Origin of the sequence: Arthrobacter sp. UYEF20 (genome assembly GCF_040546335.1) — a bacterium.
GTDB lineage: Bacteria > Actinomycetota > Actinomycetes > Actinomycetales > Micrococcaceae > Arthrobacter.
Genome location: NZ_JBEPNP010000019.1, coordinates 37,610 through 63,108, shown reverse-complemented (window position 1 = coordinate 63,108; position 25,499 = coordinate 37,610). Strand labels below are relative to the sequence as shown.

At 64.5% G+C, this 25,499-nt stretch carries 25 protein-coding genes and 2 pseudogenes; 16 read left to right on the top strand and 11 right to left on the bottom strand.

The window, feature by feature from the left end; all coding sequences use genetic code 11:
• Nucleotides 1-208: 208 nt before the first annotated feature.
• The 3 genes from ABIB26_RS18485 (at nt 209) to ABIB26_RS18475 (ending at nt 4,179) form a co-directional block, all read left to right on the top strand.
• Nucleotides 209-1,261: a homoserine dehydrogenase gene (locus ABIB26_RS18485; protein ID WP_354246410.1), complete on the top strand. Its 1,053-nt coding sequence runs from the start codon at nt 209-211 to the stop codon at nt 1,259-1,261.
• A complete protein-coding gene (locus ABIB26_RS18480) occupies nt 1,254-2,666 on the top strand; it encodes an aldehyde dehydrogenase family protein (protein ID WP_354246408.1) in 1,413 nt (470 codons plus the stop codon). Before ABIB26_RS18485 ends, ABIB26_RS18480 begins: the two co-directional genes overlap by 8 nt.
• A 103-nt stretch (nt 2,667-2,769) precedes the next feature.
• Complete coding sequence (locus ABIB26_RS18475; RefSeq protein ID WP_354246405.1) at nt 2,770-4,179, top strand: aspartate ammonia-lyase; 1,410 nt, start codon at nt 2,770-2,772, stop codon at nt 4,177-4,179.
• Here the strand turns inward: ABIB26_RS18475 and ABIB26_RS18470 are convergent, their stop codons facing one another.
• On the bottom strand, nt 4,180-4,656 hold the full coding sequence (locus ABIB26_RS18470; protein ID WP_354246403.1) for an Lrp/AsnC family transcriptional regulator: 477 nt from the start codon (nt 4,654-4,656) through the stop codon (nt 4,180-4,182).
• Nucleotides 4,657-4,730: 74 nt separating this feature from the next.
• Between ABIB26_RS18470 and ABIB26_RS18465 the strand changes: the two genes are divergently transcribed.
• The 7 genes and pseudogenes from ABIB26_RS18465 (at nt 4,731) to ABIB26_RS18435 (ending at nt 9,665) form a co-directional block, all read left to right on the top strand.
• On the top strand, nt 4,731-5,450 hold the full coding sequence (locus ABIB26_RS18465; RefSeq protein WP_354246400.1) for an HAD hydrolase-like protein: 720 nt from the start codon (nt 4,731-4,733) through the stop codon (nt 5,448-5,450).
• A gap of 194 nt (nt 5,451-5,644) precedes the next feature.
• Nucleotides 5,645-5,787, top strand: a pseudogene (locus tag ABIB26_RS18460) (transposase); the annotation flags it as partial.
• Nucleotides 5,788-6,299: 512 nt separating this feature from the next.
• Nucleotides 6,300-6,566, top strand: a complete 267-nt coding sequence (locus ABIB26_RS18455; protein ID WP_354246397.1) for a GlsB/YeaQ/YmgE family stress response membrane protein — start codon at nt 6,300-6,302, stop codon at nt 6,564-6,566.
• 13 nt (nt 6,567-6,579) lie between these two features.
• The gene (locus ABIB26_RS18450; RefSeq protein ID WP_354246395.1) at nt 6,580-6,786 is read left to right on the top strand and encodes a hypothetical protein; all 207 of its coding nucleotides are present in this window, start codon (nt 6,580-6,582) and stop codon (nt 6,784-6,786) included.
• Between the two features lie 840 nt (nt 6,787-7,626).
• Nucleotides 7,627-8,319: an MSMEG_4193 family putative phosphomutase gene (locus ABIB26_RS18445; RefSeq protein ID WP_354246392.1), complete on the top strand. Its 693-nt coding sequence runs from the start codon at nt 7,627-7,629 to the stop codon at nt 8,317-8,319.
• A 24-nt stretch (nt 8,320-8,343) separates the two neighbouring features.
• The gene (locus tag ABIB26_RS18440) at nt 8,344-8,898 is read left to right on the top strand and encodes a DUF3090 domain-containing protein (protein ID WP_277522571.1); all 555 of its coding nucleotides are present in this window, start codon (nt 8,344-8,346) and stop codon (nt 8,896-8,898) included.
• Nucleotides 8,898-9,665 carry an SCO1664 family protein gene (locus tag ABIB26_RS18435; protein ID WP_354246388.1) on the top strand — a complete coding sequence of 256 codons (768 nt, stop codon included), beginning with the start codon at nt 8,898-8,900 and terminating at the stop codon, nt 9,663-9,665. Before ABIB26_RS18440 ends, ABIB26_RS18435 begins: the two co-directional genes overlap by 1 nt.
• 261 nt (nt 9,666-9,926) lie before the next feature.
• Here the strand turns inward: ABIB26_RS18435 and ABIB26_RS18430 are convergent, their stop codons facing one another.
• The gene (locus tag ABIB26_RS18430) at nt 9,927-10,697 is read right to left on the bottom strand and encodes a potassium channel family protein (protein WP_354246385.1); all 771 of its coding nucleotides are present in this window, start codon (nt 10,695-10,697) and stop codon (nt 9,927-9,929) included.
• Between the two features lie 222 nt (nt 10,698-10,919).
• Between ABIB26_RS18430 and ABIB26_RS18425 the strand changes: the two are divergent.
• A pseudogene (locus ABIB26_RS18425) lies at nt 10,920-11,033 on the top strand (Lsr2 dimerization domain-containing protein); the annotation flags it as partial.
• 137 nt (nt 11,034-11,170) lie between these two features.
• Nucleotides 11,171-11,236 (top strand): Lsr2 family DNA-binding protein, encoded by a 66-nt coding sequence (locus ABIB26_RS18420; RefSeq protein WP_354246492.1) that lies wholly within the window; start codon nt 11,171-11,173, stop codon nt 11,234-11,236.
• Between the two features lie 391 nt (nt 11,237-11,627).
• Here ABIB26_RS18420 and ABIB26_RS23790 read toward each other — a convergent pair whose 3' ends face one another.
• The 4 genes from ABIB26_RS23790 to ABIB26_RS18400 all read right to left on the bottom strand — a co-directional run bounded on the left by ABIB26_RS23790 (nt 11,628) and on the right by ABIB26_RS18400 (nt 14,258).
• Nucleotides 11,628-12,206 carry a recombinase family protein gene (locus tag ABIB26_RS23790; RefSeq protein ID WP_502913706.1) on the bottom strand — a complete coding sequence of 193 codons (579 nt, stop codon included), beginning with the start codon at nt 12,204-12,206 and terminating at the stop codon, nt 11,628-11,630.
• Entirely contained in the window at nt 12,112-12,747 is a 636-nt protein-coding gene (locus ABIB26_RS18410; protein ID WP_354246382.1) for a ParB family protein, read from the bottom strand. Before ABIB26_RS18410 ends, ABIB26_RS23790 begins: the two co-directional genes overlap by 95 nt.
• Entirely contained in the window at nt 12,744-13,010 is a 267-nt protein-coding gene (locus ABIB26_RS18405) for a hypothetical protein (protein ID WP_354246379.1), read from the bottom strand. The genes ABIB26_RS18410 and ABIB26_RS18405 overlap by 4 nt, the downstream gene beginning before the upstream one ends.
• Nucleotides 13,011-13,244: 234 nt before the next feature.
• A complete protein-coding gene (locus ABIB26_RS18400; protein ID WP_354246376.1) occupies nt 13,245-14,258 on the bottom strand; it encodes an isopenicillin N synthase family dioxygenase in 1,014 nt (337 codons plus the stop codon).
• A 182-nt stretch (nt 14,259-14,440) separates the two neighbouring features.
• Between ABIB26_RS18400 and ABIB26_RS18395 the strand changes: the two genes are divergently transcribed.
• A complete protein-coding gene (locus ABIB26_RS18395) occupies nt 14,441-15,067 on the top strand; it encodes a TetR/AcrR family transcriptional regulator (protein WP_354246373.1) in 627 nt (208 codons plus the stop codon).
• On the top strand, nt 15,064-16,689 hold the full coding sequence (locus tag ABIB26_RS18390) for an MDR family MFS transporter (protein WP_354246370.1): 1,626 nt from the start codon (nt 15,064-15,066) through the stop codon (nt 16,687-16,689). The genes ABIB26_RS18395 and ABIB26_RS18390 overlap by 4 nt, the downstream gene beginning before the upstream one ends.
• Nucleotides 16,690-16,840: 151 nt before the next feature.
• On the opposite strand, the gene hrpB is transcribed toward ABIB26_RS18390, so the two are convergent.
• The 5 genes from hrpB to ABIB26_RS18365 form a co-directional block, all read right to left on the bottom strand.
• Nucleotides 16,841-19,504 carry an ATP-dependent helicase HrpB gene (gene hrpB / locus ABIB26_RS18385; RefSeq protein ID WP_354246367.1) on the bottom strand — a complete coding sequence of 888 codons (2,664 nt, stop codon included), beginning with the start codon at nt 19,502-19,504 and terminating at the stop codon, nt 16,841-16,843.
• A gap of 313 nt (nt 19,505-19,817) precedes the next feature.
• Nucleotides 19,818-20,222 carry a universal stress protein gene (locus ABIB26_RS18380; protein ID WP_354246365.1) on the bottom strand — a complete coding sequence of 135 codons (405 nt, stop codon included), beginning with the start codon at nt 20,220-20,222 and terminating at the stop codon, nt 19,818-19,820.
• Nucleotides 20,219-21,751 (bottom strand): tripartite tricarboxylate transporter permease, encoded by a 1,533-nt coding sequence (locus tag ABIB26_RS18375; RefSeq protein WP_354246362.1) that lies wholly within the window; start codon nt 21,749-21,751, stop codon nt 20,219-20,221. Before ABIB26_RS18375 ends, ABIB26_RS18380 begins: the two co-directional genes overlap by 4 nt.
• A 9-nt stretch (nt 21,752-21,760) precedes the next feature.
• Entirely contained in the window at nt 21,761-22,384 is a 624-nt protein-coding gene (locus ABIB26_RS18370) for a tripartite tricarboxylate transporter TctB family protein (RefSeq protein ID WP_354246359.1), read from the bottom strand.
• 4 nt (nt 22,385-22,388) lie between these two features.
• Complete coding sequence (locus ABIB26_RS18365; RefSeq protein WP_354246356.1) at nt 22,389-23,390, bottom strand: Bug family tripartite tricarboxylate transporter substrate binding protein; 1,002 nt, start codon at nt 23,388-23,390, stop codon at nt 22,389-22,391.
• Between the two features lie 140 nt (nt 23,391-23,530).
• Between ABIB26_RS18365 and ABIB26_RS18360 the strand changes: the two genes are divergently transcribed.
• Nucleotides 23,531-24,415 carry a LysR family transcriptional regulator gene (locus ABIB26_RS18360; protein ID WP_354246353.1) on the top strand — a complete coding sequence of 295 codons (885 nt, stop codon included), beginning with the start codon at nt 23,531-23,533 and terminating at the stop codon, nt 24,413-24,415.
• Between the two features lie 161 nt (nt 24,416-24,576).
• Nucleotides 24,577-25,491, top strand: coding sequence for a 5-dehydro-4-deoxyglucarate dehydratase (kdgD, locus tag ABIB26_RS18355; RefSeq protein ID WP_354246351.1), 915 nt, complete (start codon nt 24,577-24,579; stop codon nt 25,489-25,491).
• Nucleotides 25,492-25,499 lie beyond the last annotated feature (8 nt).

Below are 25,499 nucleotides of genomic sequence, written 5' to 3'. Positions count from 1 at the left end.
TAGTGATGAAAGTAACACGAAAACGGTCTGAGGGTCATTAAAAACATTTCATCATGCATATGTTGCACTCATGTTGCTTCGAGGTGCCGTTGTCGAATCGGCAGGCAGATGGTCGTTTCGCCCTGTTTTTCGGTCACATTCACATGCACTGACGGACATGGAATGCGGTCAGCATTGGAGGACCGATGTAACTGACTGAAGGAGCACCATGACCACCTATGACATTGCGCTGATCGGCTTCGGCGGCGTCAACAGAACACTGGCCGAACTGGTCGCCGCACGCGGTGACACACTTCGTTCCGAGCTGGGCTTTGGCCTGAGGATAGTGGCCATCACCGACCTGCGCCTCGGCTCGCTGGTCCAGCCCGAGGGCATTGACCTCGGCACCGCCCTCACCATGGACGGCGGCAGCGAAACCTTCGCCGCGGACGGCGGGTCCGCGAACACCAATAACGAATCAGTCATACGTAACTGCACCGCCGACATCATCTGCGAGGCCACATTCACGAATCCCGAGGACGGCGAGCCAGCGGTTTCGCACGTCCGTTGGGCCCTTGAATCCGGCAAGAGTGTCTGCACCACAAACAAGGGCCCGGTTGCCCTCCGCGGCGCGGAGCTCACCTCCCTGGCCGAACAGAACGGCGTGCAATTCGAGTTCGAGGGTGCCGTCATGAGCGGCACTCCCGTCATCCGCCTGGCCAAGAAGATGTTTGCGGGGCTGACGCTGAACGGATTCGAAGGCATCCTCAACGGCACCAGCAACTATGTGCTCGGACGGATGGAATCCGGACTGGACTTCCAAGCGGCCATCAGCGAGGCACAGAAACTCGGCTACGCCGAGGCCAACCCCGCAGCAGACATCGAGGGTTACGACGTTCAGCTCAAGGTCCTCATCCTCGCCAACGAGCTGCTCGATGCAGGAATCGAACTCAAGGACGTTCAGCGGCAGGGAATTTCGGCCGTGACCCCGGAGAAGATTCAGAAGGCAACCCGAGAGGGACTCCGCTGGAAGCTCGTTGGTTCAGCGCGGCGGAACCTCGACGGGTCAGTAACAGCGGGCGTATCTCCCGTAGCACTCCCCCTCGACCATGGGCTGGCCGGGGTTTCCGGCGCGACCAACGCGGTGTCCTTTGAGACCGACCTTCTGGGCGCCGTCACCATCTCAGGACCGGGAGCCGGCCGCATCGAGACCGCGTACGCCCTGCTCTCTGACATCATCGCCATGCACGCAGCCAGGACGGGAGCAGCTGCACATGTCTGAATCCACGCTGTGCCCGACGGAAACGGCTCTACCTCAGTTCCTTGACGTGACGAGCCCCTACGACGGCAGAGTGGTCGGCGCGGTTTCCCTGACCGAAGCCACCACCAGCCAATCCCTGATCGAAACGGCACGCGTCGGCGCCCGGAAGGCACGAACACTGTCCCGCCACGCACGCGGGAAGATACTGGACGGCGCCGCAACGGAAATAGAGCAACGCAACGAGGAGTTCGCACAAACGATAGTGTCAGAAGCCGGAAAAACAATCCGCCAGGCACGGAAGGAAGTCCTGCGCGCGGTCAACACGCTCCGCCTCTCCGCGGCCGAAGCACGCAGGAACGCCGGAGAAGTCATCCCCTTTGACTCGTACGAGGGCTCAGAGGACCGCACCGGATGGTACTCGCGAGAACCACTGGGCATCATTGCCGCAATAACTCCGTTCAACGACCCCCTGAACCTGGTGGCACACAAGATCGGCCCGGCAATTGCCGGAGGAAACGCCGTGATTCTCAAACCGTCTGCACTGACTCCCCTGTCAGCCCAGTTGCTCACGGAAGCCCTCGTGAGATCCGGGCTCCCACCCGAGGCCCTCACCATTGTTCATGGCGGCCGGGAAATGGCCGAAGCAATCCTCAGGTCCCGGGACGTACGAATGGTGTCCTTCACCGGGGGATTTTCCACGGGTGAGAGTATCGCCCGCTCCGCGGGCCTGAAAAAGCTTTCCATGGATCTCGGCGGAAACGCGCCCGTGATCGTGCTGGACGATGCCGACATCGAGCACGCGGTGGAGTCCTGCGTCTCCGGAGCTTTTTGGGCGGCCGGGCAGAACTGCGTGGGGGTGCAGCGGATCCTTGTAGCCGCCCCGGTATACGGTGCGTTCCGCCAGCACTTCCTGGAGGCAACAGCACGGCTGGTTGCCGGAGATCCCGTGGACGAAAAGACGGATGTCGGACCCATGATCAGCACCGCTGCGTTGCACGAGCTCCAGTCCAAGCTGGACGAGGCCCTCGACGCCGGCGCCATCCTTCTTTCAGGCAATGTCACGGACGGCAATGTGCTTAAGCCGACCGTCCTGGAAACGGTCCCGGCGGACAGCCGACTGTGGACGGAGGAGGTTTTCGGGCCCGTTGTCATGCTGCGTAAATTCAACACCTTCGAAGAGGCCATCGAAATTGCCAATGCCATCGAGTTCAGTCTTCATGCGGGCATTTTCACCGACTCCCTCGGCAAGGCCATGGACGCAGCGCGTCAGCTCGAAGCAGGCGGCGTCATGATCAACGATTCCTCTGACTACCGATTCGACGGCATGCCTTTCGGCGGAGCCAAATACGGGAGCATGGGCAGGGAGGGCGTCCATTTCGCGTATGAGGAAATGACCCAGCCAAAGGTCATCTGCATCAAGAACTGATCGGACTGGAGGGGCGCGGCCGAACCCTGCGCCCCTCGAAGTACTCCGAGCAAGCCACACGCAACAACGCCACCGCCCCGCCTTCCACAGAGGATGAATAACCATGACCACCCGCATCGAGACGGATTCGCTCGGATATATCCCCGTACCTTCCACAGCATATTGGGGAGCACATACCGCCCGGGCCCTGGAAAACTTCACCATCAGCGGGATTCCAGTCTCCACCCACCCGCACCTTGTGCGCGCCCTGGCGATGATCAAGAACGCTGCGGCACAGGCCAACCGCGAACTGGGCATCCTCAACCCCCGGGAGGCGACAGCGATCCGCGAAGCGTGCCAGGAGATCCAGGACGGTCATCACCACGAGCAGTTCTGCGTGGATGTTATTCAAGGCGGCGCCGGAACGAGCACCAACATGAACGCCAACGAGGTGATAGCGAACCTTGCGCTGGAAAAACTTGGTCACCACCGAGGCGAATACCATCACCTGCACCCCATTGATCACGTCAACCGGTGCCAATCCACAAATGACACCTATCCAACAGCGATCAAGTTGGCACTGATTTTCGCCACCGCCGAACTCAACCTCGAGTTGGGCAAACTCGCCGAATCCGCCCGCAGCAAGGGTGCAGAATTCGCCGACGTCGTGAAGATGGGCAGAACACAGCTTCAAGATGCCGTCCCGATGACCCTTGGGCAGGAATTCAACGCCTTCGCCGCGACGCTGGAAGAAGACCGCTCCAGGCTGATGGAATCTGCAGCGCTGATGCGCGAATGCAATCTCGGCGCCACCGCAATCGGGACCGGCATCACCGCCGAACCCGGGTATCAGGAACTCGTACTTCGAGCGCTGTCGGAAATCTCCGGGGTCCCGGTCTCTCCCGCCGCTGACCTCATCGAAGCGACGTCCGACGTGGGCGTTTTCATGCACATGTCGGGAATGCTGAAACGCACGGCCATAAAGCTCTCCAAAATCAGCAGCGACCTCAGGCTGCTGTCGAGCGGGCCACAGAACGGCTTCGGCGAGATTACCCTTCCTCCGCGTCAGGCCGGGTCATCAATCATGCCGGGAAAGGTGAACCCTGTCATTCCAGAGGCCATGAATCAGGTTGCCTTCGCGGTCGCCGGAGCTGACACCACTGTGACGATGGCTGCAGACAACGGACAACTCCAGCTCAATGCCTTCGAACCTGTCATAGCCCATGTTCTTCTCCAGAGCATCTCATGGCTCGAACACGGATCACGCGCTCTCCGGCAACACTGCATCGACGGCATTGAAGCGAACACCGGCCGCCTCGCCCGCCAAACGGCAGCCTCGGTGGGCCTGGCAGCGGCCCTAATTCCGGCCATCGGTTATGCCGCAGCCGCAGCGGTAGCCAAGGAAGCGCTCCGGGACGGATCAACCATCCTGGACATCGTTACCGGCAGAAACCTGTTGGACAGGGAGACAGCGCAGTCACTGCTGGAATCCGCCGTGGTGCCCGTCAGGAGTGCGAACCTCTCGGGAGTCTAATCACTGCGACTCGGTGGCGCGGGCACCTGCGGCGCCGCCCCGCCGGATGTAACTGGAAAGCGTCATCGCCGTCACCGTGTCAGTGACGCCAGGAATAGCCGCTATCTGCTCCCAGATCTCCTGCACCCTCTCCAGCGACCTGGCCTCGACCCTCACCAGCAGATCAAAGTCACCGCTCACGACATCACACAGAACCACTTCCGGAATCGACCGCAATACGGAGATGACTTCCGCCCCGCGCACCCGGTCCTTCCTGTACACCATCAGGAAGGCGGAAACCAGGCCCTGCCCGGGTGGACCGGCAACAATCGTGTACCCATGGATATACCCTTGCCGTTCCATCTTTTCGATCCGCTGGCGCACAGCATTCCTCGAGAGAAGGACTTTGGTCGCAAGCTCTGCATGGCTCATGCGGGCGTTCTTCGTGAGCTCTGCAAGAATCCTCTGATCTATCTGATCAAGACTCACTCGATCCACGCCTACCCTTCATCGCGATAATCCCCCGGTATAACCGGAACGGAACCAAATTCAAGACCGAAAGCCCTCGAATAATGACACTCCATCAAGCCCGACCCCCGCTCAATGAGATCAGCTGCATCTTGTTCGACATGGACGGAACTCTCCTGGATTCAGCACCCGGCGTCACAGCAAGTGCCGCCCAGGCCCTCGCCGCTGTAGGCGCACCAGTCCCCCCAATGGACGAACTGCGCCGATTTGTCGGGCCGCCGATGATCGAATCATTCAGAACAGTCTCAGGACTGGACGAAGAGACCGCCCAGAAGGCGCTCCAACACTACCGCAAAGCGTACGCAGATCATGGCGCTGAAAAGTCTAGGCCATACGAGGGAATCATAGGCTTACTCAACCACCTACACTCGGCGGGCATTCCAATGGCTGTGGCCACTTCCAAGGTGGAAGACCAAGCAACCCGACTCGCACAAAGATTCGGAATTGAAGGTAGCTTCATCAACGTGTGCGGAGCGTCGGACAGCGAAGGACGAGCGAACAAGGCAGACGTCATCGCGGAGTTGCTGCTCCGACTCCAATCCGAAGGCATAGACATCTCCAGTCCGGCAATGGTCGGAGATCGAAGCTACGACGTCGCGGGAGCAGCTGCACACGGAATCCCCACGATATTCGCTCTATGGGGGTACGGGAAGGATGAGGAAGCGTCGGAAGCAGCCGCCGTTGTCCCCTCCCCCGAGGCTCTTCTAACGCTGATCCTGGACAACAGTCCTCGGCCATCAGCGCAGAATGACAATCACCCGTGACTTAAGCCGACCAATTCGACCGGCCAGCATTCACAATCCAATGTTTGCTAGAACTCCGGTTTGACTGCGGAACTTGTGTGTTTCGGGTAGCCAAGCGCATAGGCCGGTACGTCATCGCGTCATCACCCACCGCCTGCAAGGCAGCATGCGGCCGTATGGTTTTGTGCGACAGCTTGATAGGAGCCATTCTTCGCATGACCGACCGTAAGAGGTACAGCCAGAAGTACAAGGACGACCCGTGGAGCTCGTGATTTCCTCGGGTCGTCCGATCGCCCAGGTTGCGCCGGATATCGGCGTGAACGAGGGCACTCTGGGGACGTGGGTGCGTACCGTGAGGATCATCCTGATCGGTTCCTCACCGAGGAGAAGGCATCCGTGCCTTGGGAAGAGCACCAGAAAGCGCTGGCCGAGAACGCGAAGCTGAAGCAGGAAATTGAGTTCCTGGGAAAGTCAGCGCCTTCTTTGCAGCGGAAATTGGGGGCAGGACACAGGCGTGCCCGTCACGTCGATCCCTGCAGGAGGCTGGCTCCGCGGCCTCACACGTGGAGCCGGCCAGCAGGAGACCGCCCCGAGACCTGGCTATTCCAAGGCTCCGCGAACTGGTGGCGCGCATCGGACACGGACAGGTCCGAGCAGTGCGCCGTCCGCTCCCTCGTTCCGGTCCGTGGCCGTCGCACATCCTGCGAACGGGAATCCCCGGCCCGGTCTGTCAAGAACCGCGGCGCCCGTGGGACCTTTGCAAACCATTCCCTGGCTCGGGCTCTGGGCATTGCAAAATACTAAGCATGCTGATAAAAACGGGGTAACGGCCGTATTCCACGACCCGTTAGACCGAAAGGACGGGCAGTCATGGGCTTTCTCGCGTTTCTCATTCTCGGGCTTATCGCAGGAGCCATCGCCAAGGCCATTCTTCCCGGGACACAGGGAGGCGGCTGGGTGATCACGCTCGTTCTCGGCGTCGTGGGCGCCTTCCTCGGCGGCTGGATCGGTTCACTGATCTTCGGCGGAGGCCTCGGAGACTTCTTCGACCTGCGGACCTGGCTCCTATCGATCCTGGGTGCCGTTATCGTGCTCGTGATCTACGGCGCCGTAGCAGGCCGTCGGACCAGGGCATAAAGGGGTCCCGTCCATGAGCGAACACACCGAACCCGGCCCCTACACCGTCGGGCCCTGGCGGGCACACCTTGCCGACCAACGGAGGCGCCGCGAGGACCTGACCGCACGCCAGATGCGCACCATCGGGCAACGGCGCGCGGACGCGGAAGGAAAGCTCGCACGCCATCTGAAGGAGGCACACCACAGGCCGGAGGTCAGCCCTCCGCAGCGTGACGACTAATCGGCCCCGACAGGCGGGTCGCCCGTTCGGTGGTCTCCTCGGTCGTGGGCGAGGCGCCTGAGAACTTAACCGCCATTCCGGGCTAACAGTCACATCCAACCGCGGGATCCTCGGCATTCCTGACGCGGCCTCAAAATGGGCGACCGTCTCAGTAATCGATCGTTTGTGAGACTGAGGTGTGTCAAGGATGTATGACATTGCTGACACGGCGGTGGCGGCCGCAGTCACCGACTACGCCGTGGAGAGCGGAGTCGTTCGATCCGAAACAGGTAGCTGCCACTCTAAGAGGCCAACCGGACGGTCAAAACGCTCCCCCACGCTTTATGACCCACTCCTGCGTCGCGGACATGAAGTCCATTGGGACTTCTCTTCGCCAGGCATGCGAGCAGTTCGAGCAGTTCCGAACCAAGATGGGCGCTGCGCTGGCGCAAGCCGCCATCTAGTAGGCGTTTGAGGCGGGCCGTTCGGGCCGCGTCGTCGCCCGCCGTCTTCTCCAAAGAGTGCCGCGCCCTGGTTCTGGGCGCACAGCGCGGGGTCGGCGTGGCCCATCACAACCAATGGCACACGACCCGCTCTGAGAGGGCGGGAACTACTGGATCCGACGCGGAGCGGGTACAGGACGTCCTCCATGGGGGGTCGACTTCGGCCGGGGGTTCTGGCTGTGCCGGTTCTTCCGGTTTTGCTGCGTCGGCCATGAGCTGGTCAATGCGTGCCGAGTCCGTCTGGGCGGCTTTGAGCGCGTCGGCGTGCTTGAAGGGTTCCGCCAGTGCTTTATCTGCCTGTACGACGCGCGACCGGTACGGTTCACACCGCCATCGAGCGGGTGGTTAGGCTGGGTGGATGGCGACAGCTATTCTCGTGCGGCACGGCCGCACCACAGCCAATGCCGCTGGACTGCTGGCCGGTCGGGCCGTCGGCGTCAGCCTGGACCAGATCGGGCGCGACCAGGCGGCTCTGACCGGAGACCGGCTCGCGGCCGTGCCCGTAGTCGGGGTGGTGTCGAGCCCTCTTGAGCGTTGTCAGCAGACCGCCCAGCTCATCCTCGATCGCCAGGCCGGCACGCCGTACGCGCCGGTCGATCTCGATCTCACCGAGTGCGATTACGGCCAGTGGCAGGGCCGCACGCTCAGTGATCTCGCGACCGAGGATTTGTGGCCGGTTGTGCAGTCGCAACCGTCCGCCGTCGTCTTTCCCGGCGGTGAATCCATGGCCGCGATGCAGGCTCGGTCGGTGGCAGCGATTCGACGCCACGATGCAGCCTTCGAAGCCAAGTACGGGCCAGGGGCCGTGTGGGTGGCGGTGAGTCACGGTGACATCATCAAGTCAATCCTCGCCGACGCACTCGGCATGCACCTTGACCTGTTCCAGCGTATTAACGTGGGCCCCGCCTCCGTATCGATCGTGTGCTACGGCGCTAGTCGGCCGAGCGTCTACGCGACCAGCACCGACGCGGGTGATCTGTCGTGGCTGTCGAACGGCATCCACTCTGGCGATGCGCCGGTGGGCGGCGGTTCAGGGCAAAAGGCGCCATGAACCTCATGTGCCTAAAATACTGACATGCCTACACGTGTTCACGAGTTTGCCTGGCCTGATCGGGTCGTCGTTGGCACCATTGGCCTTCCGGGGGCGCGCACGTTCTACCTGCAGGTGCGCGCAGGGACGCAGATCGTGAGTATTGCCCTGGAGAAGCAGCAGTCGGCTCTGCTCGCGGAGAAGATCGACGAAATTCTCGACCAGCTCATCACCGTCGAGGGCAACCCCTTCAGCGTTCCCACGAGTACTCCCATTGAACTTGTCGACAATGACCAGCTCGAGGCCGTTCAGGAGCAGTTTCGCACCGGCGCCATGAGCTTAGGTTGGGACCCAACCACGGCCCAGGTCGTAATAGAGGCCTACCCCATCACCGATGTCGATGCTGATGACAACGACGAATCGCTTGATGAGGACGGCGCTAACGAACCCGAAATGCTGCTGGTGCGAATGCCGGTCGGCACCGCCCGCGCATTCGCCAAGCGCACCCGTGAGATCGTGGGCGCCGGGCGTCCGACGTGCCCGCTCTGCGGTTACCCCATAGACGCCGACGGGCACATCTGCACCCTTCCCGAGGTCTGATGCCAGCGCCGGACCTAGTGACCGCCGAGCTGACGCTCACCGGCCGCATCACGACGGCTTCAAACGCTACATTTCTGGGCAGCATCGGCGACGTGGTGGTCGTCTATAAGCCGATAGCAGGCGAAAGTCCGCTGTGGGATTTTCCCCACGGCACCCTGGCTCACCGGGAGGTGGCCGCCTACCTGGTCTCGCAGGTCTTCGGCTGGGACGTCGTGCCGCACACCTGGCTGCGCGATGGTCCGATGGGCGAAGGAATGGTGCAGCTCTGGCAGGAGCAAGACCCCGCCCAAAGCGCCGTGAACCTGGTCGCGACGGACCACGTGCCGGAGACGGGCTGGAAACACGTTCTCGAGGGACGAGATGAGAACGGACGGATGGTCGCCCTCGTTCACGAAGACTCGCCAGCGCTCAGACGCATGGCGGTGTTCGACATGGTCGTCAACAACGCCGACCGCAAAGGCGACCACATTCTTGCCATGACGGACGGACACCGGCACGGCGTGGACCATGGGCTCACCTTTCACCGTGACCACAAGCTGCGCACGGTGCTGTGGGGATGGCTGGGAGACGCTCTGACCGCCGAGGAACGCGACGGCATCGATCGTGTCAGCGAAGGACTGCACGGTGGGCTGGGCCGAAACCTGGCGGACTTGCTCCGCGCCGAAGAAATCGCATCGCTCGCCGCCCGCTGCGCCCGGTTGCGCTTGGCAGGGCGGTTTCCGGCTCCGAGCGGTGAGATGTCGGCCTTGCCCTGGCCGCTGTTCTAAGGGAATTACGGCTACGGGCTTCGCAGGCTGTGTCACGTTGATGGCATGGATCTTAAGGTAGCGACGGAGCTCATCATTCCTGAGCGCGAGCTCGGCTGGCGATTTTCCTAGGAGCCAGGCCCCGGCGGGCAACCCTCTGTTCCGAAGGTTTGGGCGATGGGAGAGACATCAACTGTCACCGGGAATTCGCTGCCAAACGCCGATAACAGCGCCATACGTAACGGCTTCCGGCCGAGGAGGAGATTCCGCGGAACGCAGCATTTACTTCAAGGTCGCCGCTGGTTCAACCCCGGGCACTTTTGGGGTACCAGCCGGAAGATCGGCTGCGCCGGCCTGCAGGAGCGTCGTCAGGTGTTCAACCTGTGCTGAGAGCCGGCGGAGTTCCTCTCGGATCGGCTCCTCTGCGGAGTCGATCTCCGCTGCGGTTTCTTCCGCGACCGACTGCACCATCCAGGACGCAACGGAAGCCGTGACGACACCCAGGACAGCGACGCCGCCGACCATGAGGCCGGCGGCAACACAACGGCCGAGCACCGTCACCGGGTAATGGTCCCCGTACCCCACCGTCGTTATGGTGGTCATGGCCCACCAAACGGCATCCCCAAAGGTGGTCAGATTCGAACCGGGAGCATTTTTTTCGGCGTCGAGGACCGCTAGTGCACCGGCGTAGATCAACAGCGCCGCTGAGCTCAGTACGAAGATCAGCACCCTGCCGCGCAGGGCATTTCCTCCGACGCGGTGAACGACCCGCAGGAGACTGACCAGGCGCAGCAACCGCAACGGCCGCAGGGCCGGTAGTGCGACAATTGCTAATTCGTGGAGATTTCGGACGAACCAGCGCCCACGACTAGGAGCCAGGACAAGATTGATCACGTAATCCCCAGCGAACGCTAGCCACGTCGTCCAGATCAGGAATTCAACAACAGCGGCGTCGGTGTTGGAAATGACCTGGACGGAATAGGCGGCGAGGAACAGCACAGCCGCGATTACCAACGGCCACTCGGAGAGCCTTCGCCATGTTTCTTGCGTCATGGCTGGAGTCTAAGGCAGGGCACCGGCACCACGGGCGTTGCGATCTCGTGCTGCGATGTTGCGCGGATCGAGGCGCCTATTGCCTTCTTACACCGAGTGACTCCACACAGGCCTGGGATGGGCGGAGACAAAGTGGCAAATCCTGAACTCCTTGGCATTCCATTGGCCTTCGACAGCAGCGAACAGTCATCCGACGTGATTACAAAGCCTTAAACTTTTCCTATGGCACAAAGAGTAGTAACCCTTCTAGAAGATGACTTCGACGGCTCCAAGGCAAGTGAGACACATTCGTTTGCCCTTGACGGCGTCGAATACGCAATCGATCTAAATGATGCTCACGCACGCGAACTACGTGAAACATTCAGCCGCTACACCAAAGCAGCCCGAAAGACTGGCGGACGGGCCCGGACAACTCGTCCAGCTTCCTCCAATGCCCGCGAGGCAGCTCACGGCTTTGGGCGGCCGAACAAGGCTTGCCAGTCAATACCCGCGGCCGTATCCAGGCTGACATCATGGAAAAGTACGAAGCCGCGCACTGAGGACAGCCCCCCAGACTCCGAGTTCAGCCCCGCTGATAGCGCCCGGGCCAAGTACAGAATCCCATCTGCGCATCAGCTTAGAGACGCATCCGAGGCCAGAAGTTGTTCGACTTCTGGCCTCGGATTGTTTAATACCGGTGTGCGGCTAATGCGGCTGGGCAGGGCTGTCTGTCCTGAGGCACTAGTAGAGCGTTTCGCGGCCGAAGCCGAATCCCGGGCCAGGCCGGTCTTCTACTCCCCCACGGCCGCCCGCCGGCGCAGCTCTCCAGCCTTCTCGGGACGGGTGCTTCCAGCGTCCGCGGGAGACCCCACGCCCTTTGGCCAGGGTGATGCTGGCGTTTGCCGATCAGGGACCGTTCGAATTCGGCGGACGCCCCCACGACCGAGAGCATCAGGTTTGCCAGCGGGGAATCGTCCCCATAAAGACCAACTGTTCCTTGATGACCTCGATCCTGACACCGTTTGTCGTCAGCCTCTTCACTAGGAAACGCAGGTCATCGAGGGTCAGGGCGAGCCGGTCCATGCTGTGCACGACCAGGGTGTCCCCGTCCCCGAGAAAGCGCAGCAGCTCCTCGAGCTGAGGGCGTCCAGTGTCCTTGCCCGAGGCTTTGTCTGTGAAGACCGGTCCAGTTGGATGCCCTCGAGCTGCCGCTGAGCGAGGTCGTCTTCCACAGTGCGGCTTGACTCCGTTGAGGCGCCGGACCTGGCAACCGCTCCCCCCCGACAAGGGCCCAGAGTACCGTGCTGGCCACGGCAGCCGAGGAGGCCCACTCGATGCTGCCGGATTCTGAACCAGGGGTATGAGGAGCAGGACCGCAAGGCTGCATGACGGGCTGATGGCTCTCCCTAGCCACAGCCGGTAGTGCTCCGGTCCCCTAGGTCTCCAGGGGCCGACCCCGGGGTACGCTGCCGGGGTCAGCGGTGAAAAGGTTCCCTTCGTTGTACTGGCGCTCCAGGGCTTCGACCTCACGTTCCACGGCGGCGAGGATGAAGTCCGAGAGTGTCCTGGATTGAGTCAGGTGGCGGGTCGCCATGTACGCGGAGCGCATCCGGGCGCCGGACTCCTTGGACTGGAAGAAGCTGGTCTTCCGGTACAGCTTCTTCTCAGGCTCCGGAGGAACCGAAACCGGCTGCCGGAGAAGGGCCAGGGTCTGCTGCGGGACTTGCTGCACCGGCTGCACGTACGCGGCAGGCTGCGGCTGCTGAACCGGCGCCTGCTGCGGAGCGGCCGGCAGGACCGCCGCCGCCTGGACTGCAGGAGTCTGCTGAACCGGGACTGCCTCTGCCGGGGCCTGTACGGGTGCCGTCGGGGTCTGCTCGGGCTCTGCCGCGGCGGCCGGGACGGAGTGCAGTGCCGGGGGCTGGGGATCCGCGGCCGGCTCGTCGTCCGTGCGCGTCATATCCGCGATGACGCTGGTGTTGCGGGCCTTCGTCAGTCCGCCGCGTTTGCGGACAGCATCAAGGGCGCTGGGGGTGCCTCCGCGTTCCGGGGCGGGTACTGGGCGATTCATGATTCGGCGCCTTTCCAGACAAGAGTGGCCAGCTGGACCAGGTCGGCCCGATGCGGGGCGGCTTCGGAGCCCCATGCACGCAGCGGCTGCGCGGCGGCTTGCGCCTTGGCGAATACTTCGCGGTCCTGAAGCATCGGTTCTAAGACGAGGTCACCGAAGTTGGCGTTGATCTTCTCAATCCAGTGCATCTGGTCAGCGCGCTTCTTCTGCTTGTTGACGGCGACGCCCAGGAGTTCAATGTTCTCGTTCAGGTTCTCTTGCACTTCGCCAATGGTCGTGACGATTTCCGATAGCCCCTCTACCGAGGCGACCCGGGGCACGTCGACTATTACTGCTTCATGTCGCTGGCAGAATTCACGGCATGGGTACAGGAGGACGGCGGCGACGACGAGCCGCACACGTCCTGGCCGGGCCGGCAGTAGGCGGATCCGCCGCGGCACCATCCGTGCCGCGGCGCCATCCGTGCCGCGGCGACGACTCCAAGGGAACCCGCGCCGTCAGCCTTTCAGCAGGTCCGCGTGGTGTTCCGCGACGACGTTCGGGTGGGCCCGCAGCCGGTAGCGCAGGGCGTTGTCCCCGTAGGTTTCCAGGATGGGGCTGTTGGTCGGATCGACCGACAGGCCGCGTGCCTTGGCCTGGAATTCGGGGGCCACCGCCAGTTGAGGCATCGTGGCGTCCAGGGCCGGGTTGTAGAAAAACGGAAGCGAGATCCGGTCGGTGCCACGCAGCGGCGAGATCACGCGGTGCAGGGTCGCCTTCAGGTATCCGTTGGTGGCCAGTTCGAGCATCTCGCCGATGTTGACCACAAAGGTTCCCGGCACCTGCGGCGCATCGATCCAGTGGCCCTGGTGCTCAACTTGGAGTCCGCCCTTGCCGGGCTCCACCAGCAGCAGTGTCAGCACGCCGCCGTCGCGGTGCGACCCCACCCCCTGCTTGGGCTCGGGGTCGGACTCCCCCGGGTACCGCACAATCTTGAGCACGGGGAAGGCGCGTGCGGCGAATGCCTCGTCGAAGGTGTCCTCGGGCGCGCCGAGGGACACGGCAACGGCCCGCAGGAGCGTCAGGGAAATGGTGCTCAGCCGCTCGGTCCACTCCGAAACAACGGCCCGCATTTCCGGCAATGCGTCCGGCCACAGGTTGGGTCCTTCGAGACGCCAGTAGTCCGCAACGCCGGGACCGGGCTCCACCGCGCCACGTTCGACGCCGACGTCGATCTGCTCGCGCCAGTCGACGGCACCGTCCGTGATTTCGCCACCCATCCGGGTGTAGCCCCGGAACTGTGGGCTCAAGACGTTCTCGACGGCGAGCTTCTGCTCCTCGGGGAGGTCGAAGAACTTCCGGGAGACGTCCAGGATCTGATCGGTCAGCTGCTGGGGAACCCCATGCCCGGCCAGATAGAAGAAACCGACTTCGTGCATCGCCTCACGGAGCTCGTCCCGGAACAGCGCGGCTTCTTCAGGACCGGCATTCAAACGGGAAAAGTCGAGGACGGGCAATGATTCGAGTGGCAAGGTTCTTAGTCCCTTTCCGTGAACTTGGCAAGCTGATGCCTGTACTTGCCTCAATGTTACGGATGGCGCCTTCGCGTTTAACATTACCGTGTCGAAATGTGTCATCCGGCCGCCGGCCCGTGTCCTTGCACTACTGCAATTATGCGTTTGTGAATTTATTGCAGTCATGCAAAAATCTACGCATGACTGAACCCGTTCCGACGCCCCTGCGGGAGCGCAGAAAGGCCGAGACCTGGACCGCCCTGCACGAAGCGGCGGCGTCGCTCGCCCTGGAACGCGGTGTCGAGCAGACCACAGTCGAGGCCATCGCGGAGTGCGCCGGGGTCTCCCCCCGTACGTTCTTCAACTACTTCCGGGCCAAGGAGGACGCGATCCTCGGCCTGCACGAACCCCGAATCGATCCGGACCAGCTAACCCGCGTCTCCACCGCCGGCGACCTCCTGGCCCAGGTTTCCCGGTTGCTCGGGGCAGCGGCCTGGTCGGCAATCGGCGGAACGGATCCGGTCCGGCGCCGGCAACTGCTGGCCCGGTACCCAAACCTGGGCCGCCGGAAGATGGAACTGATGGTCAAGGCCGAGACGCTGGTCTGCGACGCCGTCGCAGACCTCCTGGCCGCTGATCCGCAATGGCGGTCCGGGGCCGAAGGCTTCGGACCGGAGGAGACCGCCCGCATGCTGGTGATGATCGCCGGCGTCCCGCTCCGCTTCAGCCTCACTTCGGCCGATTTCGACCCCGCCAGAGGCGTGCAGCCCGAAGACCTTGAGCCCGCCCTCGCTCTTCTCCACCACTTACAAAGGAAACTCTCATGACCACCCCTCCAGCCCCAGACGCGGGACCGGCCGAAGGAAAACAGCACATCGTGCTGCTGTTCGTGGGCCTGATGCTCTCGATGCTCCTCGCGGCACTGAACCAGACGGTGCTCAGCACCGCGCTGCCGACGATCGTGGGCGAACTCCACGGTGTCAACGACATGCTGTGGGTCATCACGGCTTTCATTCTCGCCTCCACCATCACCATGCCCATCTACGGCAAGCTGGGCGATCTGATGGGCCGCAAGTCCCTGCTGATCGCCGCCATCCTGCTGTTCATGGCAGGTTCCGTCATTGGCGCTCTGGCCAACGACATGGGCGTTCTCATCACTGCCCGCGTCATCCAGGGACTCGGCGGTGGTGGCCTCATGATCCTCTCCCAGGCCGTCATTGCTGACGTCATCCCGCCGCGCGAACGCGGCAAATACATGGGCATGATGGGCGGCGTCTTCGCCATCGCGTCCGTCGCCGGACCGCTGCTGGGCGGCTGGTTCACTGAAGGACCCGGCTGGCGCTGGGTCTTCTGGATCAACATCCCCCTCGGCCTGCTGGCGCTGGCCGGCGCCGCGTTCTTCCTCAAACTCCCCAAGCACAGCGGAAAACCGCGCCTGGACCTCGGTGGCATGCTCCTGGTCGCCATCGCAACCACCTGCCTCGTTCTGTTCGCCACCTGGGGCGGCAGCAAGTACGAATGGACCGACCCCATCATCCTGGGCCTGATCGCCGGCGCCGTGGTCAGCGCCGCCGCCTTCGTCCTCGTGGAGAGCCGCACCGCCGAACCGATCATTCCGCTGCACCTCTTCAAAGACCTGAATTTCAACCTCTCCACGATCGCCGGCCTGCTTATCGGGGTGGCCATGTTCGGTGCCATCGGGTACTTACCGACCTACCTGCAGATGGCGTTCAGCGTCAACGCCACCGAATCCGGCCTGCTGATGATCCCGATGATGGGCGCTCTCCTGGTTGCTTCAGTGGTCTCCGGCCAGCTGGTCAGCCGAACCGGCCGCTACAAGTGGATGCCGATTGCCGGCGGCGTGCTGGTCGCCATCGCGTTGTTCCTGCTCTCCAGCCTCAAGCCCGGTGCACCGCTCTGGGAAATCTGCGTCTACCTGGGCGTGATGGGGCTGGGACTGGGCCTGAGCATGCAGATCATGGTCCTGATCGTCCAGAACTCCTTCCCGCTGCGCGAGGTCGGCACCGCAACGGCGTCGAACAACTTCTTCCGCCAGATCGGTGCCACGCTGGGCTCGGCGGTGGTCGGAAGCCTTTTTGCGAGCAGGCTGGCCGGGCTGCTCGCAGACCGGCTGCCCGCCGCGGCAACCGGCGGCGGCGCGCCCGGCGGATCGAACTCCTTGACCCCCGCCGTCGTCGGCAAGCTGCCGGCACCGATCAAGGAGGCCATCATCTCGTCCTACAACGACGCGCTGACGCCGATCTTCATCTGGATGGTTCCGCTGGCGCTGATCGCCGCGGTGCTGATGTGCTTCATCAAGGAAAAGCCGCTGGCCACCGCCATTGAACACGACGTGCTATCCGAGTCGATTTCAGAGGGCAACATCCTCATTACTGCCGACGACGCCGACGCCGGGGCGCCCGTTCCGGCCGGCGGCTCCCGGACCTAGCACCAGGGGACGTCAAGAATACACCGCGTGCAGCCCGCCATCCCGGCGAAGCTGCACGCGGTTCCTGTTGAGGCGCCCAAGGACTTCGGGGCGCTCCCGGCTGGAGATCCGAAGCATTCCGGCCTCCCGACAACGTCGCGGCACACCGGAGTCACATCCTGCCCTTCGTCCGCGCCGTCGCCGGTGCCGTCCACGGGTCCTCCGGCCACGGGTGCCTGGGATAGCGGCCCCGCATCTCCGCACGGACCTGCGCATAGGGTCCCGACCAGAAGGACGCCAGATCGTCCGTCACGGCCAGCGGCCGCCGCGCCGGCGAGAGCAGATGGAAAAGCACCGGCACCCTCCCGCGCACCAGCCGCGGCGTCTGGTCCCAGCCGAAGCACTCCTGCAGTTTGACCGCCACCACCGGCCGGCCGCCGTCGTCATCCACGTCCGGGTAAGCGATTTTCACCCAGGAACCGCTGGGTACTTCCAGCCGCTCCGGCACCAGCTCACCCAGCCGCGACGCCTCAGGCCATGGCAGCAGCCGCCGCAAGGGATCCGCCAGGTCGATGCCGCTCGTCGCGGCGCCGCTGGCCAGGCGGTCCAGCTCGGGTTCCAGCCACTCATGCAGGCGGGCCAGCAGCGCCGGATCGGAAACATCCGGCCAGGGGCTGCCCAATTCCCGGTGCAGCAGGGCAAGGCGACGGCGCAACGCGTCCGCCGCCGGCGACCACCCGATCCTCCCGAGTCCTTCCTGCTCCAGCGCGCGGGCCACTGCCGCACGTCCTTCCGCGGCAGACGCCCGAACGGGTGTGGAGGACAGCACGATCGCGCCCAGCCGCCGTTCCCGCCGGGCCGTGACGCGGCCCTGGCGGAACCGTGCCTCCACCGTGTCGGTCAGCAGCTGCCGGGCGGCGGCCTCCGCGGTGTCCGCCGTCAGTGGCGCCGCGGAACGGATCACGGCACCGGTCCCCGCCGCATCCCGCCCCTGGGCGCGGGACACTTCGGCGACGGCCAGCCACTCGTGCCCGGACAGGGAGCTGCCGGCCGGCAGCCCTGCCCGGGTACCGGACGAGAGGAGGTAGCGCTCCGGCCCCGCACCGGTGACCCGGCGAGCCACACGGTCCGGGAACGCGAGGGCGACGACGAAACCAACCGCCTCCGCGGGCGCCGGCGGGGCGGCCGGTGAGGCGGCCACGAAGGACTTCTCCTGGCGCGCGATCGCCTCCATCCGCCGGACGTCCTCGTCCCAGCGCCGGGACGCCGGTTCCCTGCCCGTCCGCAGTCCGGCCAGGAGTCGTGTGAGATCGGCGCCGGGGGCACGCTGGTCTCCGGACACGAGGGCGACGGCTTCCGCCGCGGTGCGGTGGCCGACGGCCGCGGCGCCGTCCAGCAGGGCGCGGGCCAGGCGCGGGTCGGCGGGGACCCGGGCAAGGGTCCGGCCCAGATCCGTGGCGAGGCCGTCCGGTTGGACCGCGCCGAGTTCCCGCAGTACCTCCACGGCCTCCGCCATCGCCGCCCGGGGCGGAGCGTCCGGAAGAGCCAGCCCCCGGCCGCCGGGCGAGCCCCAGCACGCCAGGGTCAGGGCGGCAGCCGTCAGGTCCGCCACCACGATCTCCGGGGTCTGGTGGGCCGGGGCGGCGCCGAAGGTTTTCTGGTCGTAACAGCGCACCACCTTCCCGGGCCCCTGGCGGGCCGCCCGTCCGGCGCGCTGTTCGGCCGACGCCCGGGAGCAGGACACCGTGACCAGGCCGGACATGCCGCGGCTGGCGTCCCGGCGCGGTTCACGGGACAGCCCGGAGTCAATGACGAGCCGGACTCCCGGAACCGTCAGCGAGGATTCGGCCAGGCCCGTGGACACAATGATCCGGGCGGGCCCGCCCGGTTCCCGCCCCGACACCACGCGATCCTGCTCCGTCGGGCCGATCTGGCCGTGAAGTTCCAATACTTCCGCACCGGCCCGGCCGCGTATTCGGGCCGCGACGTAGGAGACTTCCCACGCTCCCGGGACGAACACCAGGGCGTCGAGGTCCTGTCCGGATGCACGCGCTGTGGCGTGCGACGCCGCGGCCGTGTCCGCCACGTGGTCCAGGAACGCCCGCGTCACGCCCCGTTGATCGAGCCGGTGCCCCGCCGCGGGCGCCCATTCGACCTCCAGCGGGAACAGCGCAGACGGACAGTCGACGACGGGTGCCGGCCCGCCGCCGTCGTGCTTCCCGCCGCCCCCGATCAGGGCGGCGAAGCGCGGCGCGTCCAGGGTGGCGGACATGGCGACGAGGGTAAGGTCACCGCGCAGTTGCCGGACTTCACCGAGCAGGCCGACGAGCAGATCGGTCTCCAGCCCGCGTTCGTGCACCTCGTCGAGGATGACGGCGCCGGTGGTCTCCAGCCCCGGATCCGCGAGCAACCGGCGCAGCAGGATCCCGGGAGTAACGAACTCGATCAGGGTCCCGGGGCCCGTTTGGCGTTCCCCGCGGACCGTGTAGCCGACCCGGTCCCCGAGCCGGCTGCCGTCCAGGGCGGCCAGGCGGCGGGCTGCCGAGCGGGCGGCGACGCGCCGCGGCTGGGTCACCACCACGCGCGGTGCGGCGGCGTTGTCCTGTCCCTCCTGTACGGCGGAGCCGATATTGGCGAGCAGCGGGGGTACCAGCGTCGTCTTGCCCGTGCCGGGCGGGGCCTGCACCACCGCTGTGCCCGCCGGGCCTGCCGCCCGCAGCGCGGCGGCGAGCTCCGCCAGTGACTCCGCAAAGGTCAGCCCGGCTCCGATCACCCCCAGATCGAAGGGCCCGCGGGCGACGGCGGGGTCAAGGGGGACGAGCGGGGAAGAAGGCACCACTCCATTGTGCCTACAAAGTCATGCCTGCACCGTCCCGGGCCGCCGCTTCGCCCCGGGCCGGCGGGCTCGAGCAGGCGGTGGCGGCGCTGCAGTTCATCGGTGACGAGCCCCAACAGCCTTCGTGCGGAGTCGGAGAGTTCGCGACCCGTCTCCGGGCCGGGAGTTCAACCCAGGCCCCGGTTAACGCAGAAAGGGCGGATCGGCACCTTTCGGTCCCGGTCCGCCCCGGCGTCGTTCCTGCGACGAAGGTGCTTCGAAGCTGCTGTCTAACGCACGTCAGAACGCACTGTCACACCGGCGCAGCACGCTTCTAGAAGGGTGCTCCGGCTGGTTTCACGGCAAGCACCGGGCGGTCCGCCTGCATGAGGATGCGCTGGGCATGGCTGCCCAGGATGAACTTGCCGACCTGCGAGCGGTGGCGCAGACCAATCACGATCAGCGACGCGTCGACTTCCCGGGCGAGATCGAGGAACTCCTCGGCCAGGTCGTGCTGGTAGGGCGGCTGCAGCACGGAGGTGCGGACGCCGGCCTCCGTGGCCCGACGGGATGCCTGCTCGAGGACGTCGCGGGGTGCCACTGCCTTGTCTACCAGTGCGCCTTCGCGCGCGGAGTTGACGATCACCAGGTCCTCGTTCCGGAGTTTCGCTTCGGCGATGCCCGCTGTGAGAGCGGCCTCCCCCGCGGGTGTGGGGACGAAACCGACGATGATGCTCATACCTTCTCCTTGATGTTTTCCGGTGCTGGCGCTCCGGTGGCGGGAATCTTGCGCTTGGCCAGCATGCTCCGGATGCCCGGGAGCACTGCCACCAGCACGAAGACGGTGAGGAGCGTCGCGGAGATCGGGCGGCTGAAGAAGCCCATGGGGTCCCCGCCGAATACCAGCAGCGAACGCCGCAGCGAGCTCTCCAGCAGCGATCCGAGCACGAAGGCGAGGACCAACGGGCCGGGCTCGAAGCCGAATTTCTTCATGAGGTAGCCGACGATGCCGAAGACGACCACCAGGGTGACGTCGAACATGCTGTTGTTGATGGTGTAGGCGCCGAGCAAGGTGATCAGGGCGGTAACCGGGGCCAGGATCGCGGCCCGGACGCGAAGGATCTTCACGAAGAGTCCCACGAGCGGCAGGCTCATGATCAGCAGCAGGATGTTGCCGATGTACATGGAGTTCACCACGCCCCAGAACAGCTCCGGGTTTTCCTCGACAAGCTGCGGTCCGGGGGTGACGCCCTGGATCAGGAGCGCACCGAACATCAGCGCCATGGTGGCGTTGGCCGGAATGCCGAGCGTGAGCAGCGGAATGAAGGAGGAGGTCGCGGCGGCGTTGTTGGCCGTTTCCGGACCCGCCACGCCTTCGGGGGCTCCCTTGCCGAACCGCTCGGGCTGTTTGGCGCGCTTTTTCTCCATGGCGTAGGACGCCATCGAGGCAATCGTGGCGCCGCCGCCGGGCAGAATGCCCAGGAAGAAGCCGAGGACGGAGCCGCGTCCGATTGCGCCCGAGGCCTGCTTGAGATCGGCCCGGGATGGCCAGACGTTGGTGACCTTCGAGGGGGCCTTGGCGGCTCGGTGCCGTTCCTCGAGGTTGTACAGGATTTCGCCCAGGCCGAAGATGCCCATGGCGATCGGCACGAAGTCGATGCCGTCGGCCAGGTCCAGGCTGCCGAAAGTGAAGCGGCTTTCGCCGGTGAAGATGTCCCGGCCCACGGTGGCGAGCAGCAGTCCGAGGGCGGCTGCGATGAGGGCCTTGGTTTTTGAACCGCTGCTGATCGTGGCGACCAGCAGGATGCCGAGCAGCGCGAGTGCGGAGTATTCGGCCGGCCCGAAGTCGAGGGCGAAGCTTGCCACCACCGGAGCCAGGAAGGTCAGGCCGATGATGGAGGCGGTTCCGCCGATGAAGGAGCCGATGGAGGCCAGGCCGAGGGCTGTGCCGGCTTTACCCTGTTTGGCCATCTGGTAGCCGTCGAACACGGTGACCACCGATGAGGCCTCGCCGGGGAGCTTGAGCAGGACGGAGGTGATGGTGCCGCCGTACTGCGCGCCGTAGAAGATACCGGCGAGCATGATGATGGCGGTCACGGGTTCGACGTTGTAGGTCAGCGGAAGCAAGATGGCGATGGTTGCCGCGGGCCCCAGCCCGGGCAACACGCCGATCAGCATGCCGATCACCACGCCGATCAGGCAGTACAGGAGATTGGTGGGCTCCAGGACAACGGCAAATCCGTTGATCACGGGATTAAGAAAATCCACGGGGGTCTCCTAGAAGAGGTGGGGAACGGAGGTGTTGAGCGCCAGGACGAAGATCCCGTAGAACACCGCGACGACGATCGCGCTGGTCAGGAGGGTGGACCGCCAGGTCTCACCGCCGAGGAACCTCATCCAGATGACGCACAGCGCGAGGGCCGGCAGCTCGAAGCCGATGGACGGCATCAACGCCACCATCGCCGCCAGCGTGACCAGTCCGGTGAGAGGTGCCCCGGACATCCGGGTGAACTTCTCCGCGTCCCGGTTGTGCCGGCCGGCGATCAGCTGGAACAGGCCCAGGGCCACCATCACGCAGCTGATCATGAACGGCCAGAGTCCGGGCTGCGGTGCTGCCGGAGTACCCAGCCCCATCACAAGGGACAGGACAAGTGCGCCGGCGCCGGCGCCGAGGACCACCAGTGAGGAGGCCGCATTGGCCAGAGCGCCGGCGGCGGGAGGTTTTTCTTCCTCCCATTGCGCGGCGAGCTGTTCCGGCGTGAGTTCGTCCAGGACAGCGTCAGGAAGAGAGTCAGGAAGAGAGCCAGGAAAAGCGTCAGGAAAAGTTTGGGGGGTTTCCCCGCCGGAGGGGGCAGCTGCGTGGCTGCCCCCTCGAGTGGGGACCGGGGGTGTTGCCGTCACTGGATCACTTAGTTCCGCTGAGGCTGATGTCGTACTTCGCCACCAGTTCCTTGTACTTCGCGGCGTAGCCCTTCCACTGCGTGACAACTTCCTCACCGGAGATTTCCTTCGGAGTCAGCAGGTTCTTCTCGTTGAATGACTTGTAGGCATCCGACTTGAACGTCTCCTGGAACGCCGCGAGCAGTTTGTCCCTGACGTCCTTCGGAGTGCCCTTGGGAGCAGCAACGGCCCGGTACTGCGCGACCGGAACGTCGTAGCCGGACTCCTTGGCACTCGGTGTGTCCGGGAGGAAGTTATTGCGCTCCTCGGAGAAGACCAGCAGCGGGGCAACCTTGCCGGCCTTGATCTGCGGCATCGCCTCGCCGAGCTGGATCGTGGCGAGTTCCACCTGGTTGCCAAGCACTGCGGTCAGTGCAGGCTTGCCGCTGTCGAAAGGTACGTCCGTTCCGTTCACGTTGGCCTGCTTGAAGAGCACTTTCTGGGCCAGCTGGCTGCCGGTGCCGACGCCGGTGGTGCCGAACGTGATGTTGCGGCCTGCCCCGGTCACGTCCTTGATGGACTTGAAACCGGATTTTTCGCTGGCCACCAGCACGTAGTCGTCCTGGGACAATCCGGCGATGACATCGAAATCGTCGATGTTCACGGCCTCGTCAGCGGTGACGGCCAACGGGGTGATGGTGATCAGGGAAGCGTTGAGCAGGATCAGGTTCTGGCCGTCGGCCGGATTGCCCGCCACCTCCTTGCTGGCCAGGGCGCCGTTGGCGCCGGGCTTGTTCACCACCGGCATCGGCTTGCCCAGCGGCTTGGCCGCGCCCGCCGAAATGGCCCGGGCGATCAGGTCGGTGCTGCCGCCGGGGGCCTGGCCCACGGTCAGGTTGACCGGGCCGCTGGGGAATTTTGAAGTGTCGGTGCTGCTGCCGGCAACGTTGCCGCAGGCCGTCATGGCCAGCAGCGTGATGGCTGACGCCGCGCCGAGGACGGTGCGTCGGGTGGGGAAGTGCATCATTGGAACTCCTCGTTGGTGCTGGGCAACTGCCCGGGCATTTTGTGAACCGGATCACCTCCGGCTAGCTTCATCGAGTCTAGGGAGAAGCTATGATGCATGTCTAACTCCCAATAGGCATCAAGTGATACCAGGAAGGCATCATGTTTACTTTGGACCAGCTCGCCGGATTTGTCGCTGTGGCGGAGGAGCTTCACTTCGGGCGCGCAGCGGAACGGCTCAATATGACCCAGCCTCCCTTGAGCCGGCAGATCCAGAAACTGGAAAAAACCGTCGGCGTGGAGCTTCTGGAGCGTGACAACCGGAAGGTGCAACTGACACCCGCAGGTCGCGCGTTTTTGGACGAAGCCCGCCGGTTGATGGCGCTGGCTGAGCGGGCACCCGTGACGGCCAGGCGGATCGCTTCCGGACGGTCCGGGCTGCTGCGGATCGGCTTCACGGCCGCCAGCGGCTTCAGCATCCTGGGCCCGCTACTGGAGGAGATAGCCGCGGCCCTTCCCGACGTCGACATCGATCTGCAGGAACTCGTGACCGGCGAGCAGATCGAGGGACTGAAGACCGGCGAACTCGATCTCGGTCTCGCCAGGCCACCCTTTGACCAGGAAGTCCTCGATTCGCATCTCCTGTACCGCGAAGCGATGGTCCTGGCCGTTCCTGCCGGACATCCACTGGCCGGACTGGGCAGGCCCGTCACGGAGGCCGACCTCAAGGACGAGCCGCTCATTATGCACTCACCCACCAAGGCCCGGTACTTTTACGACCTTGTAGTCCGCATGATCCCCATCCAGCACGCCAACGTGGTGCATAGCGTCAGCCAGATCCTCACCATGGTGTTCCTCGTTGCCGCCAAACGGGGTGTCGCGTTCGTGCCCCACTCCGCCACGGTGCTTGGCGTGCAGGCCGTCCAGTTCCTGCCGCTCGAAAGCAGCGTAAATGACCCCGTGGAACTCCACGCGATCTGGAACCGCAGCATCACGAACCCGGCTCTCTCCCGGGTTCTGCAGTCGCTGGAATTCGTGGAGCACTGACGGGCAGCCGCGCGTGGGACGCCGCTCGCCGGGAGCACGATGCCCGGACGGTATCAATTCATTCAAAAAAGAACTTAGACAGGCATCAAACGGCTCCCTAGTCTGGAGGGGAAGTACATCATCTGCCGCGCCGATGCGGCGCCGACATGGAGGACCACACCGTGGCTAAATACTCACCCCAGGAACTTGCCAGCATTCTCAAGGAAGGGTTGCTCTCGTTCCCGGTGACGTCGTTTGACGCACAGCTCCAGTTTGACGAGGAAAACTACCGCAAGCACCTTGCCTGGCAGGCCAGTTTCCCGGTGGCCGGGCTCTTCGCGGCAGGCGGGACGGGCGAGGGCTTCTCCCTCACACCCGCCGAATCCGCCCGGGTGGTCCGCGCCGCCGTCGAAGAAGTGGGCAGCATCGTCCCGGTGCTGGCCTCGGCCGGAGGGTCCACCGCCCAGGCGATCGAAAATGCTCAGGCCGCCGAAGCAGCCGGCGCCGACGGTATCCTGCTGCTTCCGCCCTACCTGACCGAAGCGGACCAGGGCGGCCTGATCGAACATGTCAGCGCCGTCTGCCGGTCCACCTCGCTGGGCGTCATCATCTACAACCGCGCCAACGCCGTCTACAAGGACACCACGGTCGCCACCTTGGCGGACCGCCACGAGAACCTCATCGGCTTCAAGGACGGCGTGGGCGATCTGGAACACGACGCCCGCGTCGTCGCCAAGCTCGGCGACCGCCTGTTTTACCTTGGCGGGCTGCCCACAGCGGAGACGTTCGCGCTTCCGCTGCTGCAGCTGGGCATGAGCACGTACTCGAGCGCCATGTACAACTTCGTTCCGCGGTTCGCGCTCGACTTCTACCAGGACGTCCGCAACCAGGACCGCGTGGCCGTCAACAAGAAGCTCAATGAGTTCGTGATCCCGTATCTTGACATCCGGGACCGGGTGAAGGGCTACTCGGTCTCGATCGTGAAGGGCGGTCTCGACGCCATCGGCCGCTCGGCCGGCGGTGTCCGCCCGCCCCTTCAGAACCTGGCACCGCAGGACCTGGCCGACCTCACAGCACTCATCGCCACCGTCTCCTAGGAGAACCA